The organism is Paenibacillus solani (genome assembly GCF_050475945.1).
In the GTDB taxonomy this organism is placed as follows: Bacteria; Bacillota; Bacilli; order Paenibacillales; family Paenibacillaceae; genus Paenibacillus_AQ; species Paenibacillus_AQ solani_A.
The window spans coordinates 371,117-392,417 of sequence record NZ_JBCMXJ010000015.1; the positions used below are offsets into that span (position 1 = coordinate 371,117).

At 48.0% G+C, this 21,301-nt stretch carries 21 protein-coding genes and 1 riboswitch; of the genes, 19 read left to right on the forward strand and 2 right to left on the reverse strand.

Annotated elements, in window-relative coordinates; translation table 11 throughout:
- Positions 1–55 precede the first annotated feature (55 nt).
- Positions 56–1,276, reverse strand: coding sequence for an NAD(P)/FAD-dependent oxidoreductase (locus tag ABEQ74_RS16675; RefSeq protein WP_430123250.1), 1,221 nt, complete (start codon positions 1,274–1,276; stop codon positions 56–58).
- A gap of 140 nt (positions 1,277–1,416) precedes the next feature.
- On the opposite strand from ABEQ74_RS16675, the gene ABEQ74_RS16680 reads away from it, so the two are divergent.
- The 11 genes from ABEQ74_RS16680 (at position 1,417) to ABEQ74_RS16730 (ending at position 10,064) form a co-directional block, all read left to right on the forward strand.
- Complete coding sequence (locus ABEQ74_RS16680; RefSeq protein ID WP_430123251.1) at positions 1,417–1,656, forward strand: hypothetical protein; 240 nt, start codon at positions 1,417–1,419, stop codon at positions 1,654–1,656.
- Positions 1,657–1,671: 15 nt separating this feature from the next.
- Positions 1,672–2,058 (forward strand): spore coat protein, encoded by a 387-nt coding sequence (locus tag ABEQ74_RS16685; RefSeq protein WP_430123252.1) that lies wholly within the window; start codon positions 1,672–1,674, stop codon positions 2,056–2,058.
- Between the two features lie 187 nt (positions 2,059–2,245).
- Positions 2,246–2,746 (forward strand): Lrp/AsnC family transcriptional regulator, encoded by a 501-nt coding sequence (locus tag ABEQ74_RS16690; protein WP_054403949.1) that lies wholly within the window; start codon positions 2,246–2,248, stop codon positions 2,744–2,746.
- 14 nt (positions 2,747–2,760) lie between these two features.
- The gene (locus ABEQ74_RS16695) at positions 2,761–3,966 is read left to right on the forward strand and encodes an aminotransferase class I/II-fold pyridoxal phosphate-dependent enzyme (protein ID WP_053491865.1); all 1,206 of its coding nucleotides are present in this window, start codon (positions 2,761–2,763) and stop codon (positions 3,964–3,966) included.
- A gap of 118 nt (positions 3,967–4,084) precedes the next feature.
- Positions 4,085–4,348 (forward strand): aspartyl-phosphate phosphatase Spo0E family protein, encoded by a 264-nt coding sequence (locus ABEQ74_RS16700; protein WP_053491866.1) that lies wholly within the window; start codon positions 4,085–4,087, stop codon positions 4,346–4,348.
- A 237-nt stretch (positions 4,349–4,585) separates the two neighbouring features.
- The gene (locus ABEQ74_RS16705) at positions 4,586–5,146 is read left to right on the forward strand and encodes a cob(I)yrinic acid a,c-diamide adenosyltransferase (RefSeq protein ID WP_053491867.1); all 561 of its coding nucleotides are present in this window, start codon (positions 4,586–4,588) and stop codon (positions 5,144–5,146) included.
- 3 nt (positions 5,147–5,149) lie between these two features.
- The gene (locus ABEQ74_RS16710; protein ID WP_430123253.1) at positions 5,150–6,160 is read left to right on the forward strand and encodes an RluA family pseudouridine synthase; all 1,011 of its coding nucleotides are present in this window, start codon (positions 5,150–5,152) and stop codon (positions 6,158–6,160) included.
- Between the two features lie 35 nt (positions 6,161–6,195).
- Entirely contained in the window at positions 6,196–6,558 is a 363-nt protein-coding gene (locus ABEQ74_RS16715) for an arsenate reductase family protein (RefSeq protein ID WP_430123254.1), read from the forward strand.
- 302 nt (positions 6,559–6,860) lie between these two features.
- Positions 6,861–7,724, forward strand: coding sequence for a 5'-3' exonuclease (locus ABEQ74_RS16720; RefSeq protein WP_430123596.1), 864 nt, complete (start codon positions 6,861–6,863; stop codon positions 7,722–7,724).
- A 241-nt stretch (positions 7,725–7,965) separates the two neighbouring features.
- Positions 7,966–8,862 (forward strand): ROK family protein, encoded by an 897-nt coding sequence (locus ABEQ74_RS16725; protein WP_054403946.1) that lies wholly within the window; start codon positions 7,966–7,968, stop codon positions 8,860–8,862.
- A 176-nt stretch (positions 8,863–9,038) separates the two neighbouring features.
- Positions 9,039–10,064, forward strand: coding sequence for an HRDC domain-containing protein (locus ABEQ74_RS16730; protein ID WP_430123255.1), 1,026 nt, complete (start codon positions 9,039–9,041; stop codon positions 10,062–10,064).
- A gap of 94 nt (positions 10,065–10,158) precedes the next feature.
- On the opposite strand, the gene corA is transcribed toward ABEQ74_RS16730, so the two are convergent.
- The gene (gene corA, locus ABEQ74_RS16735) at positions 10,159–11,094 is read right to left on the reverse strand and encodes a magnesium/cobalt transporter CorA (RefSeq protein ID WP_430123256.1); all 936 of its coding nucleotides are present in this window, start codon (positions 11,092–11,094) and stop codon (positions 10,159–10,161) included.
- Between the two features lie 450 nt (positions 11,095–11,544).
- A riboswitch (SAM riboswitch) is annotated at positions 11,545–11,673 on the forward strand.
- A gap of 130 nt (positions 11,674–11,803) precedes the next feature.
- Between corA and metA the strand changes: the two genes are divergently transcribed.
- From metA to ABEQ74_RS16775, 8 genes are all read left to right on the forward strand, one after another.
- Entirely contained in the window at positions 11,804–12,721 is a 918-nt protein-coding gene (gene metA / locus ABEQ74_RS16740) for a homoserine O-acetyltransferase MetA (protein ID WP_430123257.1), read from the forward strand.
- 23 nt (positions 12,722–12,744) lie between these two features.
- Positions 12,745–13,929, forward strand: a complete 1,185-nt coding sequence (locus ABEQ74_RS16745) for a PLP-dependent transferase (RefSeq protein ID WP_430123258.1) — start codon at positions 12,745–12,747, stop codon at positions 13,927–13,929.
- Complete coding sequence (locus tag ABEQ74_RS16750) at positions 13,926–15,152, forward strand: PLP-dependent transferase (protein WP_430123259.1); 1,227 nt, start codon at positions 13,926–13,928, stop codon at positions 15,150–15,152. Before ABEQ74_RS16745 ends, ABEQ74_RS16750 begins: the two co-directional genes overlap by 4 nt.
- Before the next feature lie 177 nt (positions 15,153–15,329).
- Positions 15,330–16,463: a cyclic dehypoxanthinyl futalosine synthase gene (gene mqnC / locus ABEQ74_RS16755; RefSeq protein ID WP_430123260.1), complete on the forward strand. Its 1,134-nt coding sequence runs from the start codon at positions 15,330–15,332 to the stop codon at positions 16,461–16,463.
- 165 nt (positions 16,464–16,628) lie between these two features.
- Positions 16,629–17,534: a putative sporulation protein YtxC gene (locus ABEQ74_RS16760; protein WP_430123261.1), complete on the forward strand. Its 906-nt coding sequence runs from the start codon at positions 16,629–16,631 to the stop codon at positions 17,532–17,534.
- Positions 17,535–18,018: 484 nt separating this feature from the next.
- Positions 18,019–19,956 (forward strand): threonine--tRNA ligase, encoded by a 1,938-nt coding sequence (gene thrS, locus ABEQ74_RS16765; RefSeq protein WP_430123262.1) that lies wholly within the window; start codon positions 18,019–18,021, stop codon positions 19,954–19,956.
- Positions 19,957–20,285: 329 nt separating this feature from the next.
- Positions 20,286–20,807, forward strand: coding sequence for a 3D domain-containing protein (locus ABEQ74_RS16770; protein WP_430123598.1), 522 nt, complete (start codon positions 20,286–20,288; stop codon positions 20,805–20,807).
- Positions 20,808–20,908: 101 nt separating this feature from the next.
- Positions 20,909–21,106 carry a hypothetical protein gene (locus ABEQ74_RS16775; RefSeq protein ID WP_053491881.1) on the forward strand — a complete coding sequence of 66 codons (198 nt, stop codon included), beginning with the start codon at positions 20,909–20,911 and terminating at the stop codon, positions 21,104–21,106.
- Positions 21,107–21,301: the final 195 nt, after the last annotated feature.

Genomic DNA, 21,301 nt, shown 5'->3' on the forward strand with positions numbered 1-21,301 from the left:
AGAGAAGGTATCTCCTGGGCACCGGGCCACGCGGGAGATACCTTCTCTTGTTGAGTCAAATTTCGGTCGTTTGACGTATAAGGGAGAACCATTTAAGCTCCTCCGGCTCGCGACCTGCAATCGTCTTGGCCAGCAGATCAGCAGCCATCATGCTGTAAACCGTCCCATTGCCGCCGTACACCTCGATAAAATAGCTGTGTGGATATTGCGGGTGTCTGCCGATTAACGGGATACCGTCTTTGGTAGAGGCAAATACGCCCGCCCAATGACAAGCAATATTCAAGTCATCCAGATGTGGAAACAGCTTCTGGACTTCATGCAGCAGCCTTTGACCTCTTGGCTCAGCGTATTCCTCAGGTCTGCCTGAAGGAGGGAGCGGTTCATCCAGCCCCCCGGCAATGATCCGCTGATCCGGCGTTGTCCGAAAGTAGAGATAAGGCCGGCTCGTTTCCCAGATGAGTGCACGATCATGCCATGCCGACAGATTCTGTACCGGTTTGGTTAAAATAGCATAGGTATTAAGCAGCTCCGCTTGCGGGTCGGGCTTCCAATCCTGAGTACTGTATCCTGTGGCCCAAATCACATTCTTGGCTACAACGCTTCCGTATTCTGTCGTCACTGTAACATCGCTGTCCGTGTATCGCGTGTCCTTCGCCTCGCTGTGCTCAAATATCCGCGCTCCATGAGCGTGAGCATCCAGGATTAGATTATGTCCAAGTCGGTATGGATCGACCTCGGCATCTCCGTGACTATAAATAGCAGCTTCTTTTGAGAATGGGAAGTGGGCCTCAATTTCCTCCCGGCTCCAGTACTCAACATCGAAACCTTTACGTTTCAGCAATTCATATTCATGTCGAAGCATAGGAGCATCTTCGGTAGTACTGGCATAGTAGAGACTGCTCCGCGGAATGAGGCCCGAATCCCTGGATAACTGATTTGCAATTTCACTAAGCCGGCGTACTGCCTTCTTACACAAATTATAGATCGAAGTGCCGCGATGTTCGCCGAACAGTTCAATCAGTTCGGTCAGCGAGTTATCGTTCGCAAATTGCAAAAGCCCGGTGTTGGCAGAAGTACTGCCTGCACATACGCGTCCTTTATCCAGAAGGATGGTATTCACCCCTTGTTTGCTTAAAACGTAGGTCATCAGTGCACCGCTGATACCCCCTCCTATAACCAATACTTCGCAGCTGAGTTGATCGGTTAACCGGGGGTACTCTTTTATTGATTCCGTATTTAAATATGACCAAGGTGTTGTTCCGCCGGTGAGTAACATAAACTCTACCCCCTTCTCTATAATATCGTTATTAATTTGGTCGTTCCCATTCGTTTTTAAGCCATTTAAGAACATAGATTTTCGCCATGGTGGCATACTAGGTTCTGTGGGATCTAAATGGAAAGGGGAACTGAATCAGGATGACAACGAATCATCAAATACAACCGCTAACTTCCAAAGAACTTGATTATATTGTCGATTGCATTTCCAACGAGTCGATGCTGGCCAAACACTGTGCTGCCGCAGCGGCAGCGAGCCAGAATCATGCCCTACAGCAGGCATTGCTTGGATTCGTAAGCCGCCATGAGCAGCATCTGAATACGCTGGTAGACTCCCTGCAGACACACAGCAGCATCGCACCAGCACAGCCACCACAATAATGAGGAGGACAACCGATGACAACGATGAACGGAACTTCTTACCTACCGGAAGAGGATATGCTAAGCCCCATTCTGGGAGAATTGAAACGGACAGTTCGGGAGTACACGACAGCTACGACGGAAGCTTCATGTCCTATTGTACGTCAGATGTTTACGGATTTAACCGCAGATACCTTGAAGCTCCAAGGTGAATTTTTTAATATGATGAAGCAGCAGAACATGTATTCTCCAGGCTTGCATGCGCTTAAATCAGATGTGGATAAGCAGCATAAGCAAGCCCAGCAAACAGTCCAAAAAACCCGTGATACCATAAACCAAAAGACATCGGGAATGGGTGCTTTCGCTCACCATCCGAATGTCACTCCTCATGCAACGAACGTGGAGCCTTCTCCTTATAATTAACCCGTTATCTAATTTGGAACCAAGCTTTATAACCGATCACATCCGCAGCTGGTGTTGCGGGAGTGCATCGGTTATTTTCTTTTGCACATCCCGTGTAAGTTATTGTAATATAAGTATTAATCTCTGTTCCGTGAAGCCTGTGTAAACATTGCCCGGGTATTTGGAACAAGTGCTGGAGGATACGTATATGGAAGAGCTAAGCGAATTGAAGTTGAAGGTGCTTGATCTGCTAAAAGAGGATGCGAGAAGATCGCCGGCTCTACTCTCTACTCTACTTGGTGTAGATGAAGAGGAAGTTAAAACTTCCATTGCGGAGCTTGAACGAGATCACGTAATTGTCAAGTATGCGACCGTTGTCAATTGGGGCAAGGTGGAAGACGAGAAGGTTACAGCGCTGATCGAGGTTCAGATTACGCCTGAGCGCGGGAGGGGCTTTGAAGGAATTGCCGAACGGATTTACTTGTTCCCTCAGGTGAAATCGGTTTATCTTATGTCAGGCGCCTATGATCTGCTGGTGGAAGTAGAAGGCGCAAGCTTGCGTGATGTGGCCAATTTTGTTTCCGAGAAGCTGTCACCCATCGACTCTGTATTATCAACCAAAACGAACTTTATTTTGAAAAAATATAAACAAGACGGGATTATCTTTGAAGAACGTCAAGAAGACAATCGTCTCCTGATCTCGCCGTAAAGGAAGCGTGTGCTATGATTTTGAACGAACAGCAGCTTGCAGAAAATAACAGGAAATCCATGAGCTCTTACTTGGCGCCACGCGTCAGGGATATCCAACCATCGGGAATCCGAAAGTTTTTTGATCTTGTGAGCGGTAATAAGGATATAATTACGCTTGGTGTTGGGGAACCTGATTTTGTAACTCCGTGGCATGTGAGAGAAGCTTGCGTGTATTCGCTGGAGAGGGGCTTTACAGGATATACTTCCAATGCGGGTATGCCGGAGCTGCGGGAAGCAATCGCCGAATATCTGAGCGCTAGTTTCCAAGTAAACTATGATCCTGCAAGTGAAATGATTGTAACCGTCGGTGGCAGTGAGGCCATTGATCTGGCTCTGCGAGCCTTAATCGTTCCAGGTGATGAAATTCTCATCCCTGAACCGTGTTACATTTCCTACTCGCCAATTGCTTCGATCGGCGGCGGGGTGCCTGTTGGCATTGAAACGACGGCAGAGCATCAATTCAAGCTCACGGCAGAAGCCCTGGAAGCACAAATCACACCAAAATCGAAGATTTTGATCTTATGCTATCCAAGCAATCCAACGGGTGCAATTATGACTTATGAGGATTGGCTGCCTATTGCAGAACTGGTCGAAAAACATGATCTGATTGTAATCTCTGATGAAATTTACGCAGAGCTTACGTATGAAGGCAAGCATGTGAGCTTTGCCTCAATTCCGGGCATGATGGACCGCACTATCTTGGTGAGCGGATTCTCCAAGGCGTTTGCGATGACCGGCTGGCGTATGGGATATGTATGTGCCCATAGAGATCTGATCGGTGCCATGCTGAAAATCCACCAATATACGGTTATGTGTGCGCCGGCAATGGGCCAAGTCGCGGCCCTTGAGGCCCTGCGTCATGGCATGGGTGAAAAAGACAGGATGGTTGAGTCCTATAACCAGCGCCGGAGACTCGTCGTTTCCGGACTTCGGGAAATCGGTCTTGATTGTCACGAACCACAAGGGGCATTCTACGCATTTCCAAGCATAAAGAACACCGGCTTACCCTCGGAGGAGTTTGCTCAGCGTTTGCTGACCGAAGCCAAAGTGGCCGCCGTGCCGGGCACCGCTTTCGGTATGGGCGGTGAAGGATTTATCCGTTGTTCTTATGCCACATCCATCGCTCAACTAAATGAGGCACTGGAAAGAATGGGCAACTTTGTGGCAAAATTAAAATAGCAAAGTAAAATGTTGAACCTTTTCCTTGATTTAACAGAAAAGATACTTTCCAATGGCAAAAAGTATGTTATAATTTTATTTTGGGAGCAGAATTTTACTTTCGGAGGAGGGATCACCAGTGTTTTGTGATTATGAATTGTCAAACTATCGTGGTGAATACATGGCTGAAGACAATAATCACGGTAAATGGTCAATTAAATCAGCCAAATCCACCCCTTCGGAAATTACCTTGGAAGACGAAATTCATATGCTTCGCCGAAAAATGGAACAGATTTTTTTGGAAGAGCAGTCCTTCACATCGGAAATCGTGATTGAAATCAGCAGTCTGCTGGATTTGAAGATCAACGAATATATGAAGGCACACCCCAAAAAGAAACTATAACATACGACATGATTCTAATAATATGAGGCTGATCATGAGTGCGATTACTCAGTGATCAGCCTCGTTTGCATTTGGTTTTCTCTGTGTATCAGGGTGTTTCTGGCGGCCCATGTTCACTGCACGAGGCTGCTGCTTGGAAGCGGGACCGCCGCTGTGAATTATGATATAGTTGAGCTTAATGAGATATGTAGGTGCTTGGCGACGAACAGAGAAGGGACTTTAAAGGAGGAAGATATATTGAAGGTCTATACAAGAACGGGAGATGCGGGGGAAACCTCGATTATTGGCGGCCGGGTGCCAAAGGATGATCCGCGCATTGAAGCATATGGCACCATAGATGAATTGAACAGTTTTGTTGGGCAAGCCGTTTTCTTGGCCAAAGAAGCCGAGTTTGAGGAGCTGCATCAGCAGCTGATTCGAATCCAGCATGAGTTGTTTGATTGCGGATCAGATTTGGCTTACGCGAGACCCCGGGAGGATAAGCTTAAAGTAGCAGCAGAGCTTGTGGACAATTTGGAGTTGTGGCTGGATGCTTTTGAGGAGAAGAATCCTCCACTCGAACGATTTATTTTGCCAGGTGGGAGCGCGTTGTCTTCTGTGCTTCACGTATGCAGAACCGTATGCCGCCGAGCTGAGCGATTGACTATAACCCTTGGACGAACCACAGAAATTAATCCGGAAGTACGCCGGTATTTGAATCGGTTATCGGACTATTTCTTTGTTACTGCACGCGCAGCCAATGCCCATGCGGGGATTCCGGATGTCGAATATGAGCGCAGTGGAAAGGTCTTCCGTTAATTTATGGGCTTGTATTATCCACCAATACGCTATGTTGTGCCCACCCATGAAGACGGCATGCTGCTTAAGACCATTTTGCAAAAACGTATGGGGGTATCCCGTAAGCTGCTTTCACGGCTCAAGTTGACCGAGCAGGGCATTATGCTAAATGGGACCCGTGTTTACATTAGTGTTAAAGTGCAGGCGGGTGATCTAATCGAAATTCGGCTGGAACAGCAACGTTCTGATGATATGCTCCCACAGCCGATGGAACTTCATATTCTGTACGAGGACGAACATCTGCTTGTTCTGAACAAGCCTGCCGGGATTATTGTACATCCGACACATGGGCATTATACTGGGACGCTGGCGAATGGAGTGGTTCACTATTGGCAGGAGAAGGGCTGGAATTACCGCTTTCGAGCGGTTCACAGGCTGGATCAGGAAACGTCCGGTGTGCTCGTAATCGCAAAGAATTCCTACATTCATCAGCATATTTCTGAGCAGATGATTGCCGGCACAGTTGATAAGAGATATGTAGCGCTGGTCCATGGTAGGCCAAGCTCAGAATCAGGCAGTATAGATGGGCCGATTGATCGGGATCCGTTAGAGCCCCACCGCCGTATCGTTACGCCGGAGGGATACCCTTCACTGACAAGTTACAAGGTGTACGAAACGTATCCTGCAGCATCCCTGGTGGAATTGAAGCTGGAAACGGGCCGGACGCATCAGATTCGGGTGCATATGCTCAGCATCGACTGCCCATTAATCGGCGATCGGATGTATCAGCATCCCGTTTACAATTTGGTACAAGCTGGTGCGGACGTGTCTGCAGAGTATAACGATGTACATGAGAAGCACGGGGAAGCATCTTCGATCCTGAAGCTGGACAGCTATATCGACAGACAGGCTCTGCATGCCTCAAGCTTGACATTGGTTCACCCGATTGAAAGGAAGACGATGGTTTTTACAGCTCCTCTTCCAGAGGATATGAAATCTCTGAGATCAATGCTTGCCGGTGAAGAGGCCATCTGATATATCATGACAATCGTAGAAGGAGATCGTATCGAATGAGTAAACTGAAAGTATATCAATATCCGAAGTGCGGCACATGCCGAAACGCAGTGAAATGGCTGCAGAACGAAGGACATGAGCTGGAGCTTCAGAACATTTTTGAAGAGCCGCCGGCGAAGGCGGAATTAGCAGACCTGATCGCCAAGAGCCGCCTGGAACTAAAGAAGTTTTTTAATACGAGCGGAGAGGTTTACAAGGAAATGAATCTGAAAGACAAGCTGCTGGGACTCTCCGATGAGGAGAAAATTGAGCTGCTGTCCTCCAATGGAAGATTGATCAAGCGCCCTATCGTGACGGATGGCAGTAAAGTTACCGTTGGATTCAAAGCCGAGCAATACGAAGAAGCTTGGAAGAAGTAGAACCGCTCAAAAGTGAATATATCTAGCCCTCTGGATTGGATTATCATTACGGTCCTTGTCTTCAGGGCTTTGGAGTTTGTACATGAAGCAATATTACTATTGCATCCCGCGGTCTTTGACTGCCGGGGTGTATTTATGTTAAATGAAATCGCCAATGTTAGGAAATTCAATGAAATGTACTTCGATAAGTCCAAGTCCCTAAGGGGATATGATATAATGAATAGGTTCATTTAAAGGTTTTATCAGAGATGTAAAAGTTAGGAGCGATTCTTACTGTGATATCGAATCAGCAACCATCCTTAATGCTTGTCGACGGGATGGCTTTATTATTTCGTGCTTACTATGCTACCGCGTCAAGCGGTTATATACGACGTACCAAAGCGGGTGTTCCTACTAACGCAATTTACGGCTTCTTGCGTTATATGTGGGATGCCATTGATAAATTTCAGCCTACCCATGTGGCTTGCTGCTGGGATATGGGTTCCAAAACCTTTCGTACCGAGCAGTTCGCCGCCTACAAAGGAAATCGTGCGGAAGCACCGGATGATCTGGTCCCGCAGTTTTCGTTGGTTCGTGATGTGACCGAATGCCTGGGAATTCCGAATCTGGGCGTCGTCGGCTATGAAGCTGATGATTGCATCGGTACACTGGCCAGACGGTTTAGAGACAGCATGAATGTGATGATCCTGTCAGGAGACCACGACCTTCTCCAGCTTGTGAATGACTCAACCTCCGTTATTATTATGAAAAAAGGCCACGGCAATTATATGCACTATACCCCTGAAACGCTATATGCCGAAAAGGGACTATCCCCTAAACAAGTCATCGATGTTAAAGGATTGATGGGGGATACAAGCGATAATTATCCGGGCGTTCGCGGAATCGGCGAAAAGACGGCAGTCAAGTTGATTCAGGAGTATGAATCAGTGGAGGGTATCCTTGCAAACCTTGACTCACTGACCAAAGGGGTTCGCACCAAGATTGAAGCGGATATGGACATGCTGCACTTATCCCGAGCATTGGCTGAGATTCATTGTGAGGTTCCCATGGAGTGCGAATTGGATTTATGCCGATTAAATGTAGATCACGATCGTGCACTGTCCAAGCTGGAGGAGCTTGAAATGAAAAGCCTCGGTTATTTGTTTGGAATCGCGGTCGGATCCTAGTCATAAAGAAACATTTATAGCATTGATTGATTCCTCACGGCCTCGCTGTTTTGCGAGGCCCCTTATTTTAAGTTGGGGAGCCGCCGTGATCGCGGCCATGGCCTCTTGTTTATCAAGCGATGCGGGATAAGACGCCTAGCAGACTTGACGGGAGCGCGATGTTTACATATGCTCGAATAGAGCTTGTTAACAACCAAACAGAAAATTAGATACTGCACATCATGGAGAGGATGGAAGAAGCATGAGTTTACTTGGAGCAATTGAAGCAGGAGGAACCAAGTTCGTATGCGGCGTAGGTACTGCGGATGGAACGGTTGTGGAACGTGTGAGTTTTCCGACAACAACCCCCGAAGAAACGATGGCAAACGTTTTCAACTTTTTTGCTGACAAGGATATAGAGGCGATCGGAGTCGGTTCATTCGGACCGATTGATCCGGTGAAGGGAAGCCCGACTTATGGCTGCATCACAACGACACCGAAGCCGCATTGGAGCAATTACAATATTGTGAAAGCGCTGAAAGAGCGCTTTGATGTTCCGATCGGATTTGATACGGACGTAAATGGAGCAGCTCTTGGCGAGTATACTTGGGGTGCTGCCCAGGGCCTGGACAGTTGTCTGTATATTACGATTGGAACTGGAGTAGGGGCAGGTGCTGTGGTAGCGGGTGAATTGATTCACGGCTTGTCGCATCCGGAGATGGGACATATTTATGTGCGCCGCCATCCGGAAGATCAGTATGAAGGAACTTGTCCTTATCATGCAGACTGTCTGGAAGGCCTTGCTGCCGGTCCGTCTCTGGGTAAACGTTGGGGCGTTCCTGGCGTGGAGCTGACGCCGGATCATCCGGCTTGGGAAATGGAGGCTTATTATCTGGCCCAAGCACTGATGAATTATGTGCTCATTTTGTCCCCTCAGCGAATTGTTATGGGCGGAGGCGTTATGAAGCAGGAGCAGCTATTCCCGTTGATCCGTACGAAACTTCAGGAGTTGTTGGCTGGTTATGTTCAGCATCCAAGCCTTCATGAGGGGATCGACCAGTTTATCGTTCCACCGATGCTTGGTGATAATGCGGGACTCTGCGGCGCATTGGCATTGGCCAAGCTGGCAGTCGATGAGGCGAAGAGCGCACTTGCGTAACCTCTATATAGAATGACATAAAAGCGCTTGATTCCATGGCAAATTATGGTATTATAGATGCAACAGTATAACATGTTTGAATGGGAAGCACCTTTCTTGACGCTGCGGCGGAGGAAAGGTGCTTTTTTGCGTGGTTTTATCGTTATGCTGATTGAGTAAACAGGAGGTAACGGGGAATGCAAATTGTATTTATGAATCAGATGAGCGGGGCGGATGAGTCAGGTCATCCCCGATCTGCTCAGGTGTGGATCGGCGAAGAAGAAGGGGGATGGCGGCTCGGTTGGCGGAGTATCGAGCAAGATGGCGACTTTTCCGATGAGGAGTGGTACGAGGGAAATTCATGGAATGAGTTGTTATGTGTGTATCGGCATCAATTGGCGAAGAAGCTGGGTGAAGGCTTTCGACCACTGATTGAGGGAGTGTTTCATGAATCGGTAGAGAATGGGGGCAAGAGCCAGGTAAGCCAGAAACTGCAGTGCTATAGTGAACTGTATGGCTCGGAGGAGCTGTACACTGAGCTCTGCGCCTGGCGCAGGAGAAAGGCGGCATCCGGCAGGAAGGCACCTTATTTTATTGCCAGCAATCGGGTTTTGCGCATGATTAGCGCGTTTATCCCCCAGACAGAGGAGGAACTCCTTCAGCTTCCGGGAATAGGAACTAGTAAGGCTTCGGAACACGGCGCAGAATGGCTAGAAATAACGTCGAAGATCGAACGAACGACATCATTTCCATTGGATTGGGTATATTCGCAGCTATCTGAAGAAGTGTTCTTATCCTGGCTGTATAAACAAAAAGAACAGAAATACAAGCAGGAGTTGGAGCGCTTCCAAATCCGTCGTATGATGCTTCTTGGCATTGCTGAAGGAGTTTCGCTGGCCCAGCTGGAAGAACGTACTTCGCTGTCGCGTCGGGATCTGGTCGAGGAATTAGAAGGACTTGAGAAGGAAGGTTATGATACAGAACAGCTGCTGCAGGTTGAATTGAGCACAATTACTGAAACAGAGCAGACAACGGTATGGCGTGCTTTTGAAGAGCTCGGTGACACTTTTCTAAAACCGGTATTACAGCGTGTGTATGGACAAGCACAAACCGAGAAGGGAGAGGCAGAGGAAATAGGAGGAACGGAGAAATTATACGAGCGGTTGCGCTTGCTGCGCATTCGGTTCCGAAGGGCAGAGGCCAGCAAAGTTAAGGTGAGCTGAGTCTAACCTACATAAATCAGGCCAGGTTCTCCTTGTTGCAAGGGAACCTGGCCTGATGATGTCTGCAAGTCGTGCAGTCTGGATAAAGTGCATATCATATCCAGTCTTTCTTGCGGAACAGATAAAACATGAGAGCACCGGCAGAAATCATGATGCCTAGTACCACATAGTATGAATATTTCCAGTCGAGTTCAGGCATATTTGTAAAGTTCATGCCGTAGATTCCCGTTATGAGCGTCAGCGGAATGAAGATGGTTGTAATCGCTGTAAACACACGCATAATTTCGTTGGCCCGATTGGCAATACTGGATTGATAAGCCTCGCGAAGGTTACCCATGAGATCCCGATAGGTCTCGAAGGTCTCGGAAATTTTAACGGCATTTTCATAGATGTCGCTGAAATATTTTTGCAGCTGATCATCAATCAGCCGAAGGTCTTTTTTGTTAAGTGTATTGATGACTTCCTTCTGAGGTCCAAGCACTTTCTTGAGCCACAGAATTTCACTGCGCAGACCAATAATTTCGCTCAGGTGGGATTTCTTGGTATGCATCAGAATATCTTCTTCCAGTTTTTCGATCCGTGCCTCGATCCGGTCTCCTACTGTGAAGTAGTTGTCTGTGACGAGGTCGATCAACAGATAGAGGAAACGGTCAGGTGTACTGACTTCATCCTCCCACAGGAGCGGCTTGACGGAGCGAAGCTCATGGATCTTCTGCTTGGTTACCGTGATTATAAAATGTCTGCCCAGGAAAACGTTCAATGCTCGAAGAAATATTTCTTCGTCATCAAAGCGGATACTGTTGACAACGATAAAATAGTGATTTTCATAAATTTCGATTTTGGGGCGTTGCTCCTCTTCACTAAGGCAGTCCTCCACAGCAAGATCATGAAGGGAGAAGAGGGGCTGTAGTTCGGCTAAATCATCCACGTCCGCATCCAGCCAATAGAAGCCGCTAGCTGGTGGTGTTAGTGTCATTTGGATGTCTTCAACAGGTGTAAATACGCCCGAATCGACCAACCGGATTTTCATCTGATATCACTCCTTTGTCAATTACAAGCTGCTTAATTAAGCAGTAAAGGCACAGGATATCAGCCCACCGGTATACGGGCATGACTTAAGAAATAAAGAGCAGAATCAAAGCGCATGAAAAATAACGCTGCCCTTCGCCGGTAAGCTGATCTTAATCCTATGCGGTTGTGCGTCTTGTGCATCCAGTTTCTGACTCGGGTCACCGTCCATCTTTCATGTCACCTCTTTCATACTCGTTTTTTAACAGCACTTGTCTAGTATACCGCTGGGTTTGGGACCTTTCAAGTTGAAATCCAGACCAGTCAAGTGCTTATCATATAGGGTATGGAAAACTTCCGTGTTATGTGTTGGGCGGATGTACTGCAGAAAAGGATCTTGACGAACAATGGTGGATGATTTAAAGTAAGTATCAATTACGAACAAATTTCTAAAACAACTGAATAAAGCGAAATCTTATCAAGAGCAGGTGGAGGGACTAGCCCTATGAAACCCGGCAACCGGCAGCAACATCGTACGGTGCTAATTCTTGCAGGAGATACAACGATTCACGTAATGGTTGTATAGCCTGACAGATGAGAGAGGCGCATTATGATACGTAAATGATGACCTTTCTCCAAGTGAGAAAGGTCATCTTTCGTATATACACAATTAACGCCTAATCTCACAGCTTAAGCATGTATCATTTCATAATTCGAAGGAGTGAGCCATAATGCCAATCAAAATTCCCGATGCCTTGCCGGCCAAGGAAGTTCTGGCTGGAGAGAACATATTTGTGATGGATGAGAGTCATGCGTTCCAACAGGATATCCGCCCATTGCGAATCGCTATACTTAACTTAATGCCAACCAAGGAAACGACGGAAACTCAACTACTGCGGTTGATCGGCAACTCCCCCCTCCAAGTGGATGTTGTCCTTCTTCATCCGGGTTCCCATGTTTCCAAGAATACGTCAGCTGAGCATCTGGAGTCTTTTTACAAAACCTTTGAAGAAGTGAAGAACCGTCGCTTTGACGGCATGATCATTACAGGAGCCCCGGTGGAGCAGCTGGAGTTTGAAGAAGTGAACTACTGGAATGAGCTTACTGAGATTTTTGAATGGAGCAAGACTCATGTTACCTCCACTTTGCATATATGCTGGGCATCGCAGGCCGGTCTTTATTACCATTACGGCGTGCCGAAATACAGCTTGGAAGAGAAATGCTTTGGCGTCTTTTCGCACACGATCAATGAACCCTGTACCAAGCTGCTTCGCGGCTTTGATGAGATGTACTTTGTTCCGCATTCCCGTCATACGGAGGTTCGGCGCGAAGACATTACAGGAATCGACGATTTAGTCATCCTGTCCGAGTCGGAGGAAGCAGGTATTTATTTGGTTGCAAGCCGGGACGGAAAGCAGATTTTTGCCACAGGGCATTCCGAGTATGATGCAGACTCGCTCAAGTGGGAGTACGACCGTGATGTTGCCAAAGGAATGGACATCACGCTGCCTCGCAACTATTACCCGAACGATGATCCAACTAGAACGCCTCCGTCCATATGGCGTGCGCATGCAAATTTATTATTTACTAATTGGCTCAATTACTATGTATATCAAGAAACGCCATATGATATTGGACCGCAAATATAGCAGCGTATAGGAGGAAATATGTGATGGAGAAGAAATCGTTAAATATAGAGAGCAGGCTTGCCCAGATTGGATCGGTACAAGAACCGGTTACCGGAGCGGTGAACTTTCCGATTTATCAAGCTACTGCTTATCGCCATCCAAAGTTAGGCCACAGCACAGGATTTGATTATTCCCGTACGAAGAATCCAACGCGATCCGTGCTGGAAGAGGCCTGCGCGGAGTTGGAATCCGGGGATGCCGGCTTTGCTTGCAGCTCTGGCATGGCTGCCTTGCAGACCATTTTCGCATTGTTCAGCCAAGGCGATCATTTGATTGTATCGTTGGATCTGTATGGCGGAACTTACCGTTTGCTTGAACGAATCATGGCAAAGTTCGGCGTGACTGCAACCTATGTGGATACGAATGATCTGGATGCACTCGAAGGATCCAGACGGCCCAACACGAAAGCGGTCTTCATCGAAACACCGACCAACCCGCTCATGATGATTACAGATATCGAAGCAGTCTGTACATGGGCAAGTCATCATCAACTGATCAGCATCGTAGATAACACACTTCTCACTCCGTATTTTCAGAGACCGATCGAGCTCGGAGCGGACATTGTCATACATAGCGCCACTAAATATCTGGGAGGACATAATGATGTGCTTGCCGGCATCATCGTCACGAAAGGTAAAGAGTTGTCAGAGGAAATGGCGTTTCTTCACAACTCCATTGGCGCAGTATTGAGTCCTTCTGATTCTTATCAGCTTATGAGGGGAATGAAGACACTCGCCCTTCGCATGGATCGGCATGAAGAGAATGCAACCGCAGTAGCTACATTCTTAACGACTCATCCAGCAATAGAGAACGTATATTATCCTGCCCTGCCGGATCATCCGGGACATGTGATTCAGAATCGCCAATCCAGCGGCAATACCGGTATCTTCTCTTTCAAAGTAAAGGATGCCTGCTATGTGGAGCCTGTGCTGCGACATGTGAAGCTGATCGCATTCGCTGAAAGTCTGGGGGGCGTCGAGTCCCTGATGACTTATCCTGCTGTGCAGACCCATGCGGACATTCCGCTAGAGATTCGCGAAGCGATCGGTGTAGATGACCGCCTGCTCCGATTCTCAGTTGGCATTGAACATGTTGATGATCTGATTGCGGATCTGGATGCTGCGCTGAACGCGGCTATCGCTGAAGTGGAAGGGGGCGCTGGGGAATGAGTATTGATAAAGGTCCTTCAGGGCTGGAAACACAAAGCAAGAAATGGTCAGCAGCGCAGAAAGACCATCAGGATGATGATCTCCGTTTTGAAACGAAATTACTTCATTTCGGCGGGGAAATCGACCGGGCGACGGGAGCCTCAAGCGTCCCTATCTATCAAGCTTCGACGTTTCATCATGATGATATCTATAACCCGCCTCAACATGATTACAGCCGTTCCGGCAATCCGACTCGGCAGGCGCTGGAGGACTATATTGCGCTTCTGGAAGGAGGCGTACGTGGTTTCGCTTATGCTTCCGGGATGGCGGCGATCTCCAGCTCGTTCATGCTGCTCTCGGCAGGCGATCACATGATCGTGACGGAAGATGTATACGGGGGAACCTACCGCCTGTTGACCAGCATCCTGAGCCGTATGGGCATTGAGAGTACATTCGTGGACATGACGGATCTGGATCAGGTGAAGAGAGCGCTCAAACCGAATACGAAAGCAGTTTATATGGAGACCCCTTCGAACCCGACTCTCAAGATTACTGACATTGGTGCTGTAACGTCATGGGCGCAGGAGCAAGGACTTCTTACCCTACTTGATAATACATTCATGACACCGTTCTATCAGCGGCCGATTGAATTTGGCGTGGATATTGTCATCCACAGCGCAACTAAATTTCTCGGTGGACACAGCGATGTGCTTGCAGGTCTCGCTGTTGCCAGAACCGAGGAGCTGGGAGAACGTTTAAAGCAGCTGCAAAATGGTCTCGGCACGGTGCTTGGCGCACAGGATTCCTGGCTGCTCATGCGCGGAATGAAGACGCTTAGCACACGTATGGCTCACTCCGAGCAAAGCGCAGCCAAACTGGCGGCTTGGCTGCAGGGTCGCAGCGACATTGAACATGTGTATTATCCCGGCTTATTGAATCATCCGGGACGCGAGGTCCATGAGAAGCAATCCAGCGGTTATGGTGCAGTGGTTTCCTTTGATGTAGGTTCAGGCGAGCGGGCAAAGCAGGTGCTGAATCACGTGAAGCTGCCGCTTGTGGCAGTCAGCCTGGGGGCCGTGGAGAGCATCCTATCCTATCCGGCTATGATGTCGCATGCGGCTATGGGTGCACAGGTTCGGCATGAACGCGGAATTACGGATGGTTTGCTGCGGTTCTCAGTCGGGCTGGAGGATATAGATGATCTGATAGCCGATTTGGACCGTGCTTTTTCAGCGAGCTATTAAAGAGAACTGAGAAGTGCTGAACGGAAGGTTCAAGCGCTCTCTATAGAGTAAGAATTCTGGCATCCCGTCATGGACGGGATGTCGTTTTTAATCCCGGAATGTGGTAGGATGAGAGAGGTTATAGTTTTACTTTTACTGGTGATTTGTTATTTTGTCCTAAGTTGGGAGGCTTCAACAATGAGTACGGTAGACCGTATACTAGATAAGGCTTTACGCGGTGAGCGTTTAAACTTGGAAGATACTGTGGCGCTTTTTGAGAGTGATGAAATTGAGAAAATAGGCCATGCGGCAGATGTGATGACAAAGCGTCTGCATCCGGACCCTATAACAACGTTTGTGATCGGCCGAAATATTAACTACACGAATATTTGTGATGTTTTCTGCCGTTTCTGTGCTTTTTATCGCAGACCGGGTTCTTCCGAAGGATATGTTCTTCCGGATGAGACGATCTTTCAGAAGATTCAGGAGACCGAGGATGTGAACGGCACGGAGATTCTCATGCAGGGCGGAGTTAATCCGGACTTGCCATTTAATTATTATACGGATCTGCTGCGCAACATTAAAAAGCGGTTCCCTAATATTACGATGCATTCCTTCTCCCCTGCTGAGATTATGAAAATGGTGGAAATTTCGGGACTGACACTCGAGGAAGTGATGCGCGAGCTCCATTCGGCAGGACTGGATTCCTTGCCTGGCGGCGGCGCTGAGATCCTGGATGACCGCATCCGTAAAAAAGTCAGCCGCCTGAAAGGTACATGGCGCCAATGGATGGATGTTATGCAGACGGCTCATAAAGTCGGCATGAATACGACAGCGACCATGGTAATCGGTCTGGGCGAAACGATGGAAGAGCGTGCGCTGCATATGCTTCGCGTGCGTGACGCGCAGGATGAGTGCATCCAGAATGGTTATGATTCTAAAGGCTTCCTGGCCTTCATTCCGTTTACATTCCAACCGGACAATACGAATCTGAAGCGTGAGCGCGAAACGCCGGAGGCATACTTGAAGACAGTAGCGATCGGCCGCCTGGCGATCGATAATGTTCCGAACCTGCAGTCGTCCTGGGTAACGATGGGACCTGAGATCGGCAAGCTGTCTCTGAGCTACGGCTGCAATGACTTCGGCAGTACAATGATGGAGGAGAATGTAGTTTCTTCCGCTGGTGCTGTGTATAAGGTCAATATTGAATCGATCATTCAATTGATTCGTGAGACCGGCAATATTCCGGCTCAACGCAACACGCGGTATGATATCCTTCGCGTTTTTGAAGATAACAGTACGATTGAACGTGACTTTGTTATGCAGAACTAATACAAGTAAATCGATCTTCTAAAGACGAGCCGAGCGATCGGCCCGTCTTTTTATGATACAAGCCGTATTCTGCACCTGGACTTGCTTGTTTTTCCAAGCAAGAGTTCCGTATATCCCCGAGCGGGTCCCCATATACTGAAAAGGGAACTCGAAAGGAGTGATTCCATGGAACTGTTCAGCGTATCTGCAGGTATACGGAATGAAGACGAGAAAAAAGCGTTTCACCGTATCATGACAGACAAGCAGAAAGAGTTACATAAACAATGCAAGCAGCTGAAATTCACGTTCAGCGCTTCGGATGACCGCGTAATGTGGACGTGCTCCGGCAAGGTTCCGCTGTCCACTTGGACGGCATCAGCCGACACACTGCGCCGACTCACCGCCGAAGCAATCACTGCTTATATCATGGAAGAGAAAGAGCAGGAGATCGCTGCACGGTTAATGTTCTCGGAATTCGAGTTTGATGATGAGGATGAGGCAGGAAGAATTCTGCAATGGTTTTTAATGCTCCTGCAAAAAAATGAAGGTCCCTCCTGTGAGTTCATGATGAGCCGCAGACGAAGGCTGTCCGATGGCATATACCAATGCCTTAACGAAGTCCCCGAGCTTAATCTCGATGGATTTCTGACATTTCGGCTTCAGCCTTATGAACAGGAGCTTCGCGAGATGGCGGAGTATGCCGTGGATGAATTTATGCTGGATCAACAGTATGAAGAATTCGTAAGCTTGCTGAAGTATTTTGTGTACTTCCAGGAGCCCAAAATGCCCTTGGTCCATGTCATTCACAAAGGAGAAGAAGATTTCCTGCTGCTGGATGGAAATCTCAGACCGATTGAGCGTCCACGCGACGACGGGTTGGTGATGGAAAGGCTTGACCAAGAGATGGAGATCGAGGATATGGTTGTGAGCACGCTGATAGCTGTTTCCCCTGCCAGAATGATCATCCATACAAGGCAGCCGGAGCTTCCTGTAATCGTGACGCTGGCCCATATTTTTGATAATCGGGCTGAGGTATGCTGCAGCTGTCCGGAATGCAGTGCGCTTCTTGGAAACGGCCGAATGATGACTTGACGCACCGAGCTGATCGGGCTTATAATTACTGATAAAATCACGTAAAAGCGATGACAAAGATATGAATCAAACTGGGAAAGACCGTTCAGAGAGAGGTAACCTAGGCTGAAATTTCCTCCGGTGCTCCATTGATTTACCCCTTTGTAGCTGTGTCGCCGAAATCGCACTTCACTATGATTTGCAGATGAGTAGGCTTCACCGGTTCATGACCGTTACCCCATGCTGATGAAGGATCATCCATTCGGGTTAAGTACAGGTATACGGTACGTAAGATGATGGAGAGGTCGAATTAGGGTGGAACCACGGGTATAACACTCGTCCCTTTGCGGGACGGGTGTTTTTTGCATGTTCCGGTATTTCTCGTGATGTATGGGCAGGCATCCTATAGGACCTTATCCTGCATCGCGAGGTAGACTAAAGCGTCCTTCATATATGAAAGTAACGTGAAGTACTTATTAAAGTAATTATTTAGGAGGAATGCAAGGTGGCTATTCAAATTAAATTGCCTGACGGCTCCGTTAGAGAGTACGGGGAAGGCAGCAATATCGAGGATGTGGCTGCATCCATTAGCAGTGGGCTGCGTAAGAATGCCGTAGCGGGCAAATTGAATGGGATCGTCGTGGATTTATCAACTCCGCTTGAAGACGGGGCTTTGATCGAAATCGTTACACAGGATACTCCTGAAGGGCTTGAAGTGATGCGTCACAGTACAGCGCATCTGCTCGCTCAGGCAACCAAGCGTTTGTACGGAGCCAAGGAAGTAAAGCTGGGCGTAGGACCGGTTATCGAGGACGGCTTCTATTATGATATGGACCTTGAAGAGCCACTGAATCCGGAGGATCTGCAGAAGATCGAGAAGGAAATGGAACGCATTGTCGGTGAGAACCTGCCGATTGTCCGCAAGGAAGTAAGCCGTGCGGAAGCGCTGCGTATTTTTGGCGAGCTGGGGGATCCGTACAAGCTGGAGCTTATCAATGCTCTGCCTGAGGATAGTGTCATCACCATTTATGAGCAGGGCGAATTCTTTGACCTCTGTCGTGGACCGCATGTCCCTTCAACAGGCAAGATTAAAGTGTTCAAGCTGATGAATGTGGCCGGCGCTTATTGGCGTGGTGACAGCAAGAATAAGATGCTTCAGCGTGTATATGGTACAGCTTTTGTAAAAAAAGCACAGCTTGACGAGCATCTGCATCTGCTTGAAGAGGCCAAGAAGCGTGATCATCGTAAGCTGGGCAAGGAACTGCAAATGTTTACTTTCTCACAGCTTGTTGGACAAGGCTTGCCGATCTGGCTGCCTAACGGCGCGAAGCTGCGCCGTACCTTGGAACGCTATATCGTGGACATGGAGGAGCGTCTGGGATACCAGCATGTGTACACACCTGTTCTCGGAAACGTAGAGTTGTACAAAACGTCCGGTCACTGGGAGCACTACCAGGAAGATATGTTCCCGAAAATGGAAATGGACAACGAGGAGCTTGTGCTTCGTCCGATGAACTGTCCGCACCATATGATGGTATACAAGAGCGATATGCACAGCTATCGGGATCTTCCGATTCGTATAGCGGAGCTTGGCATGCAGCATCGTTATGAGATGTCCGGTGCACTGACAGGCCTGCATCGTGTACGCGCGATGACATTGAATGATTCTCATATCTTCTGCCGCCCGGATCAGATTAAAGAAGAGTTTGCACGGGTGATTCAGCTGATCATGACCGTTTATAAAGACTTCGGCATCCATGATTATCGCTTCCGACTGTCTTATCGTGATCCTCAGGATACCGAGAAGTACTTCCAGAATGATGAAATGTGGGAGATGTCCCAGCGCATGCTCCGTGAAGTTGTGGAGAGCCTGGACATGCCGTTCTATGAAGCGGAAGGTGAAGCAGCCTTCTACGGTCCGAAGCTTGACGTACAGATTCGCACAGCGCTTGGTAAGGAAGAGACATTGTCAACGGTTCAACTTGACTTCCTCCTGCCGGAACGTTTTGAGCTTGAATATGTCGGTGAAGATGGGCAGAAGCACCGTCCGGTCGTCATCCATCGCGGAATACTGGGTACAATGGAACGTTTCACTGCCTTCTTGCTTGAGAATTTTGCCGGTGCGTTGCCGCTGTGGCTGTCCCCGGTTCAGGTGAAAGTCATTCCGGTTTCAAATGCCTTTGAAGACTACGCTAAGGAAGTAACAGAGAAACTGCAATTCGCCGGAATCTCGGTTGAGGCCGATCTTCGTAATGAGAAGCTGGGCTATAAGATTCGGGAAGCACAGCTCGAGAAGATTCCTTATATGTTTATCGTTGGTGAGAACGAGAAGAATGCGAATGCTGTTTCGGTTCGTAAACGCGGTGAAGGGGATATCGGTGCCCAGCCATTGGATGAAATCATCCTTAAGCTGCGCGAAGAAATCAACACCCATGTCGTGTAATGTTAGCTTTGTATTGTAATATGTAATTAGAAACAAGACCTCTGCTATGGTGTATATTCTATTTGAAAAGTGGGAACCCTCGCTAGTAAGGGGGAGGTTCTCACATGATTCAATGGAAAACATGGCAGAGGTTTTTTGTCGGTTTTATATTAGCAGCTTTCTTGTTTAGTGCAGGTGCTTCAACTGCAGAGGGGGTCAATTTGATTCTTAGTGAATCCTATGATTCCACTGATACCAGAAATGTGTATGATCCTATGGATGAATTTCAAGGTTCCGATTACATTGAAATGTCTCGGTTCTATGCGCTTCGTGCAGCAGGATTAAGCGATATGAATAGATATTTAGGCGTTCCTGATCGGGAGCCCAAGCGCAGCAAGCCTGGGAAAAAACGTGAATCCATGCCTGTGCTTGCACCGAGAGAAGAGCAGGTTCTGCATACGGTGAAGGTTACTGCGACCGGGTATACGGCGGGGTATGAATCTACCGGGAAGAAGCCGGGGCATCCTCAATACGGAATCACCTATTCCGGGGTAAAAGTCAAGCGCGATCGAAATACATTGTCTACGATCGCCGCGGACCCCAAGGTATTTCCGCTTGGCAGCATTCTTTATATACCCGATTATGGCTACGGAATTGTAGCGGATATCGGTTCTGCCATCAAGGGGCCCAAAATTGATCTGTATTTCACCACAACCAAGCAGGTTTTTAAAGAATGGGGCAAAAAGGAAGTCGAGGTGCAGGTCATCAAGACCGGCAGCGGCAAGTGCACGGAGAAAATGCTGAAGACGCTGGACCAGGCGATTGAAACTTATCGTTTCCTGCCTTCAACCATTCTGGAGGAAGCCATCTAAAGTTTAAGAATAATGACACCCTGTTCATCACATACTACTTTTCGGGGGGCAATCCCCTGAAGAGGATGATGGTATTGCATAAGAACAGGGAGGTGAATACTGTGGCTAAAAAGAAGGTGCAAGATAACTATCAAACACCGAATGAAAAGTTCAACGCTGAGTTTGCTGAAGACACAAGCATCGCCAGCAACCCTAAAGGTAACTCCAAGGTTCAGGAAAACTACAAAAAACCGAACGAGAAGTTTGATGCTGAGTTTGGCGAACTGAACACACCAGGGGACCATTCTGCAAACCGCTAATGGTTTAGTGTCAGCAATCGTTCGTGCCACAATAAGACCTCCGCTTATGCGGGGGTTTTTTACTGTTTTAGTAATCTTACAATATTATCCACCGTATCGGTCTCAAGACCGAGATGAACTTCATTCCACCGCCGCTAACCCGTTTTCCTCCATATGTTGTACACTGTAATTAAGAAAAAATAGAATGGAAGGCAA

Coding starts and splice junctions, on each gene's coding strand:
- ABEQ74_RS16675 (WP_430123250.1), bottom strand. CDS start 1,276: ATGTTACTCACCGGCGGAACAACACCTTGGTCATATTTAAATACGGAA.
- ABEQ74_RS16680 (WP_430123251.1), top strand. CDS start 1,417: ATGACAACGAATCATCAAATACAACCGCTAACTTCCAAAGAACTTGAT.
- ABEQ74_RS16685 (WP_430123252.1), top strand. CDS start 1,672: ATGACAACGATGAACGGAACTTCTTACCTACCGGAAGAGGATATGCTA.
- ABEQ74_RS16690 (WP_054403949.1), top strand. CDS start 2,246: ATGGAAGAGCTAAGCGAATTGAAGTTGAAGGTGCTTGATCTGCTAAAA.
- ABEQ74_RS16695 (WP_053491865.1), top strand. CDS start 2,761: ATGATTTTGAACGAACAGCAGCTTGCAGAAAATAACAGGAAATCCATG.
- ABEQ74_RS16710 (WP_430123253.1), top strand. CDS start 5,150: ATGGGCTTGTATTATCCACCAATACGCTATGTTGTGCCCACCCATGAA.
- ABEQ74_RS16715 (WP_430123254.1), top strand. CDS start 6,196: ATGAGTAAACTGAAAGTATATCAATATCCGAAGTGCGGCACATGCCGA.
- ABEQ74_RS16720 (WP_430123596.1), top strand. CDS start 6,861: ATGCTTGTCGACGGGATGGCTTTATTATTTCGTGCTTACTATGCTACC.
- ABEQ74_RS16725 (WP_054403946.1), top strand. CDS start 7,966: ATGAGTTTACTTGGAGCAATTGAAGCAGGAGGAACCAAGTTCGTATGC.
- ABEQ74_RS16730 (WP_430123255.1), top strand. CDS start 9,039: ATGCAAATTGTATTTATGAATCAGATGAGCGGGGCGGATGAGTCAGGT.
- corA (WP_430123256.1), bottom strand. CDS start 11,094: ATGAAAATCCGGTTGGTCGATTCGGGCGTATTTACACCTGTTGAAGAC.
- metA (WP_430123257.1), top strand. CDS start 11,804: ATGCCAATCAAAATTCCCGATGCCTTGCCGGCCAAGGAAGTTCTGGCT.
- ABEQ74_RS16745 (WP_430123258.1), top strand. CDS start 12,745: ATGGAGAAGAAATCGTTAAATATAGAGAGCAGGCTTGCCCAGATTGGA.
- ABEQ74_RS16750 (WP_430123259.1), top strand. CDS start 13,926: ATGAGTATTGATAAAGGTCCTTCAGGGCTGGAAACACAAAGCAAGAAA.
- mqnC (WP_430123260.1), top strand. CDS start 15,330: ATGAGTACGGTAGACCGTATACTAGATAAGGCTTTACGCGGTGAGCGT.
- ABEQ74_RS16760 (WP_430123261.1), top strand. CDS start 16,629: ATGGAACTGTTCAGCGTATCTGCAGGTATACGGAATGAAGACGAGAAA.
- ABEQ74_RS16770 (WP_430123598.1), top strand. CDS start 20,286: ATGAATAGATATTTAGGCGTTCCTGATCGGGAGCCCAAGCGCAGCAAG.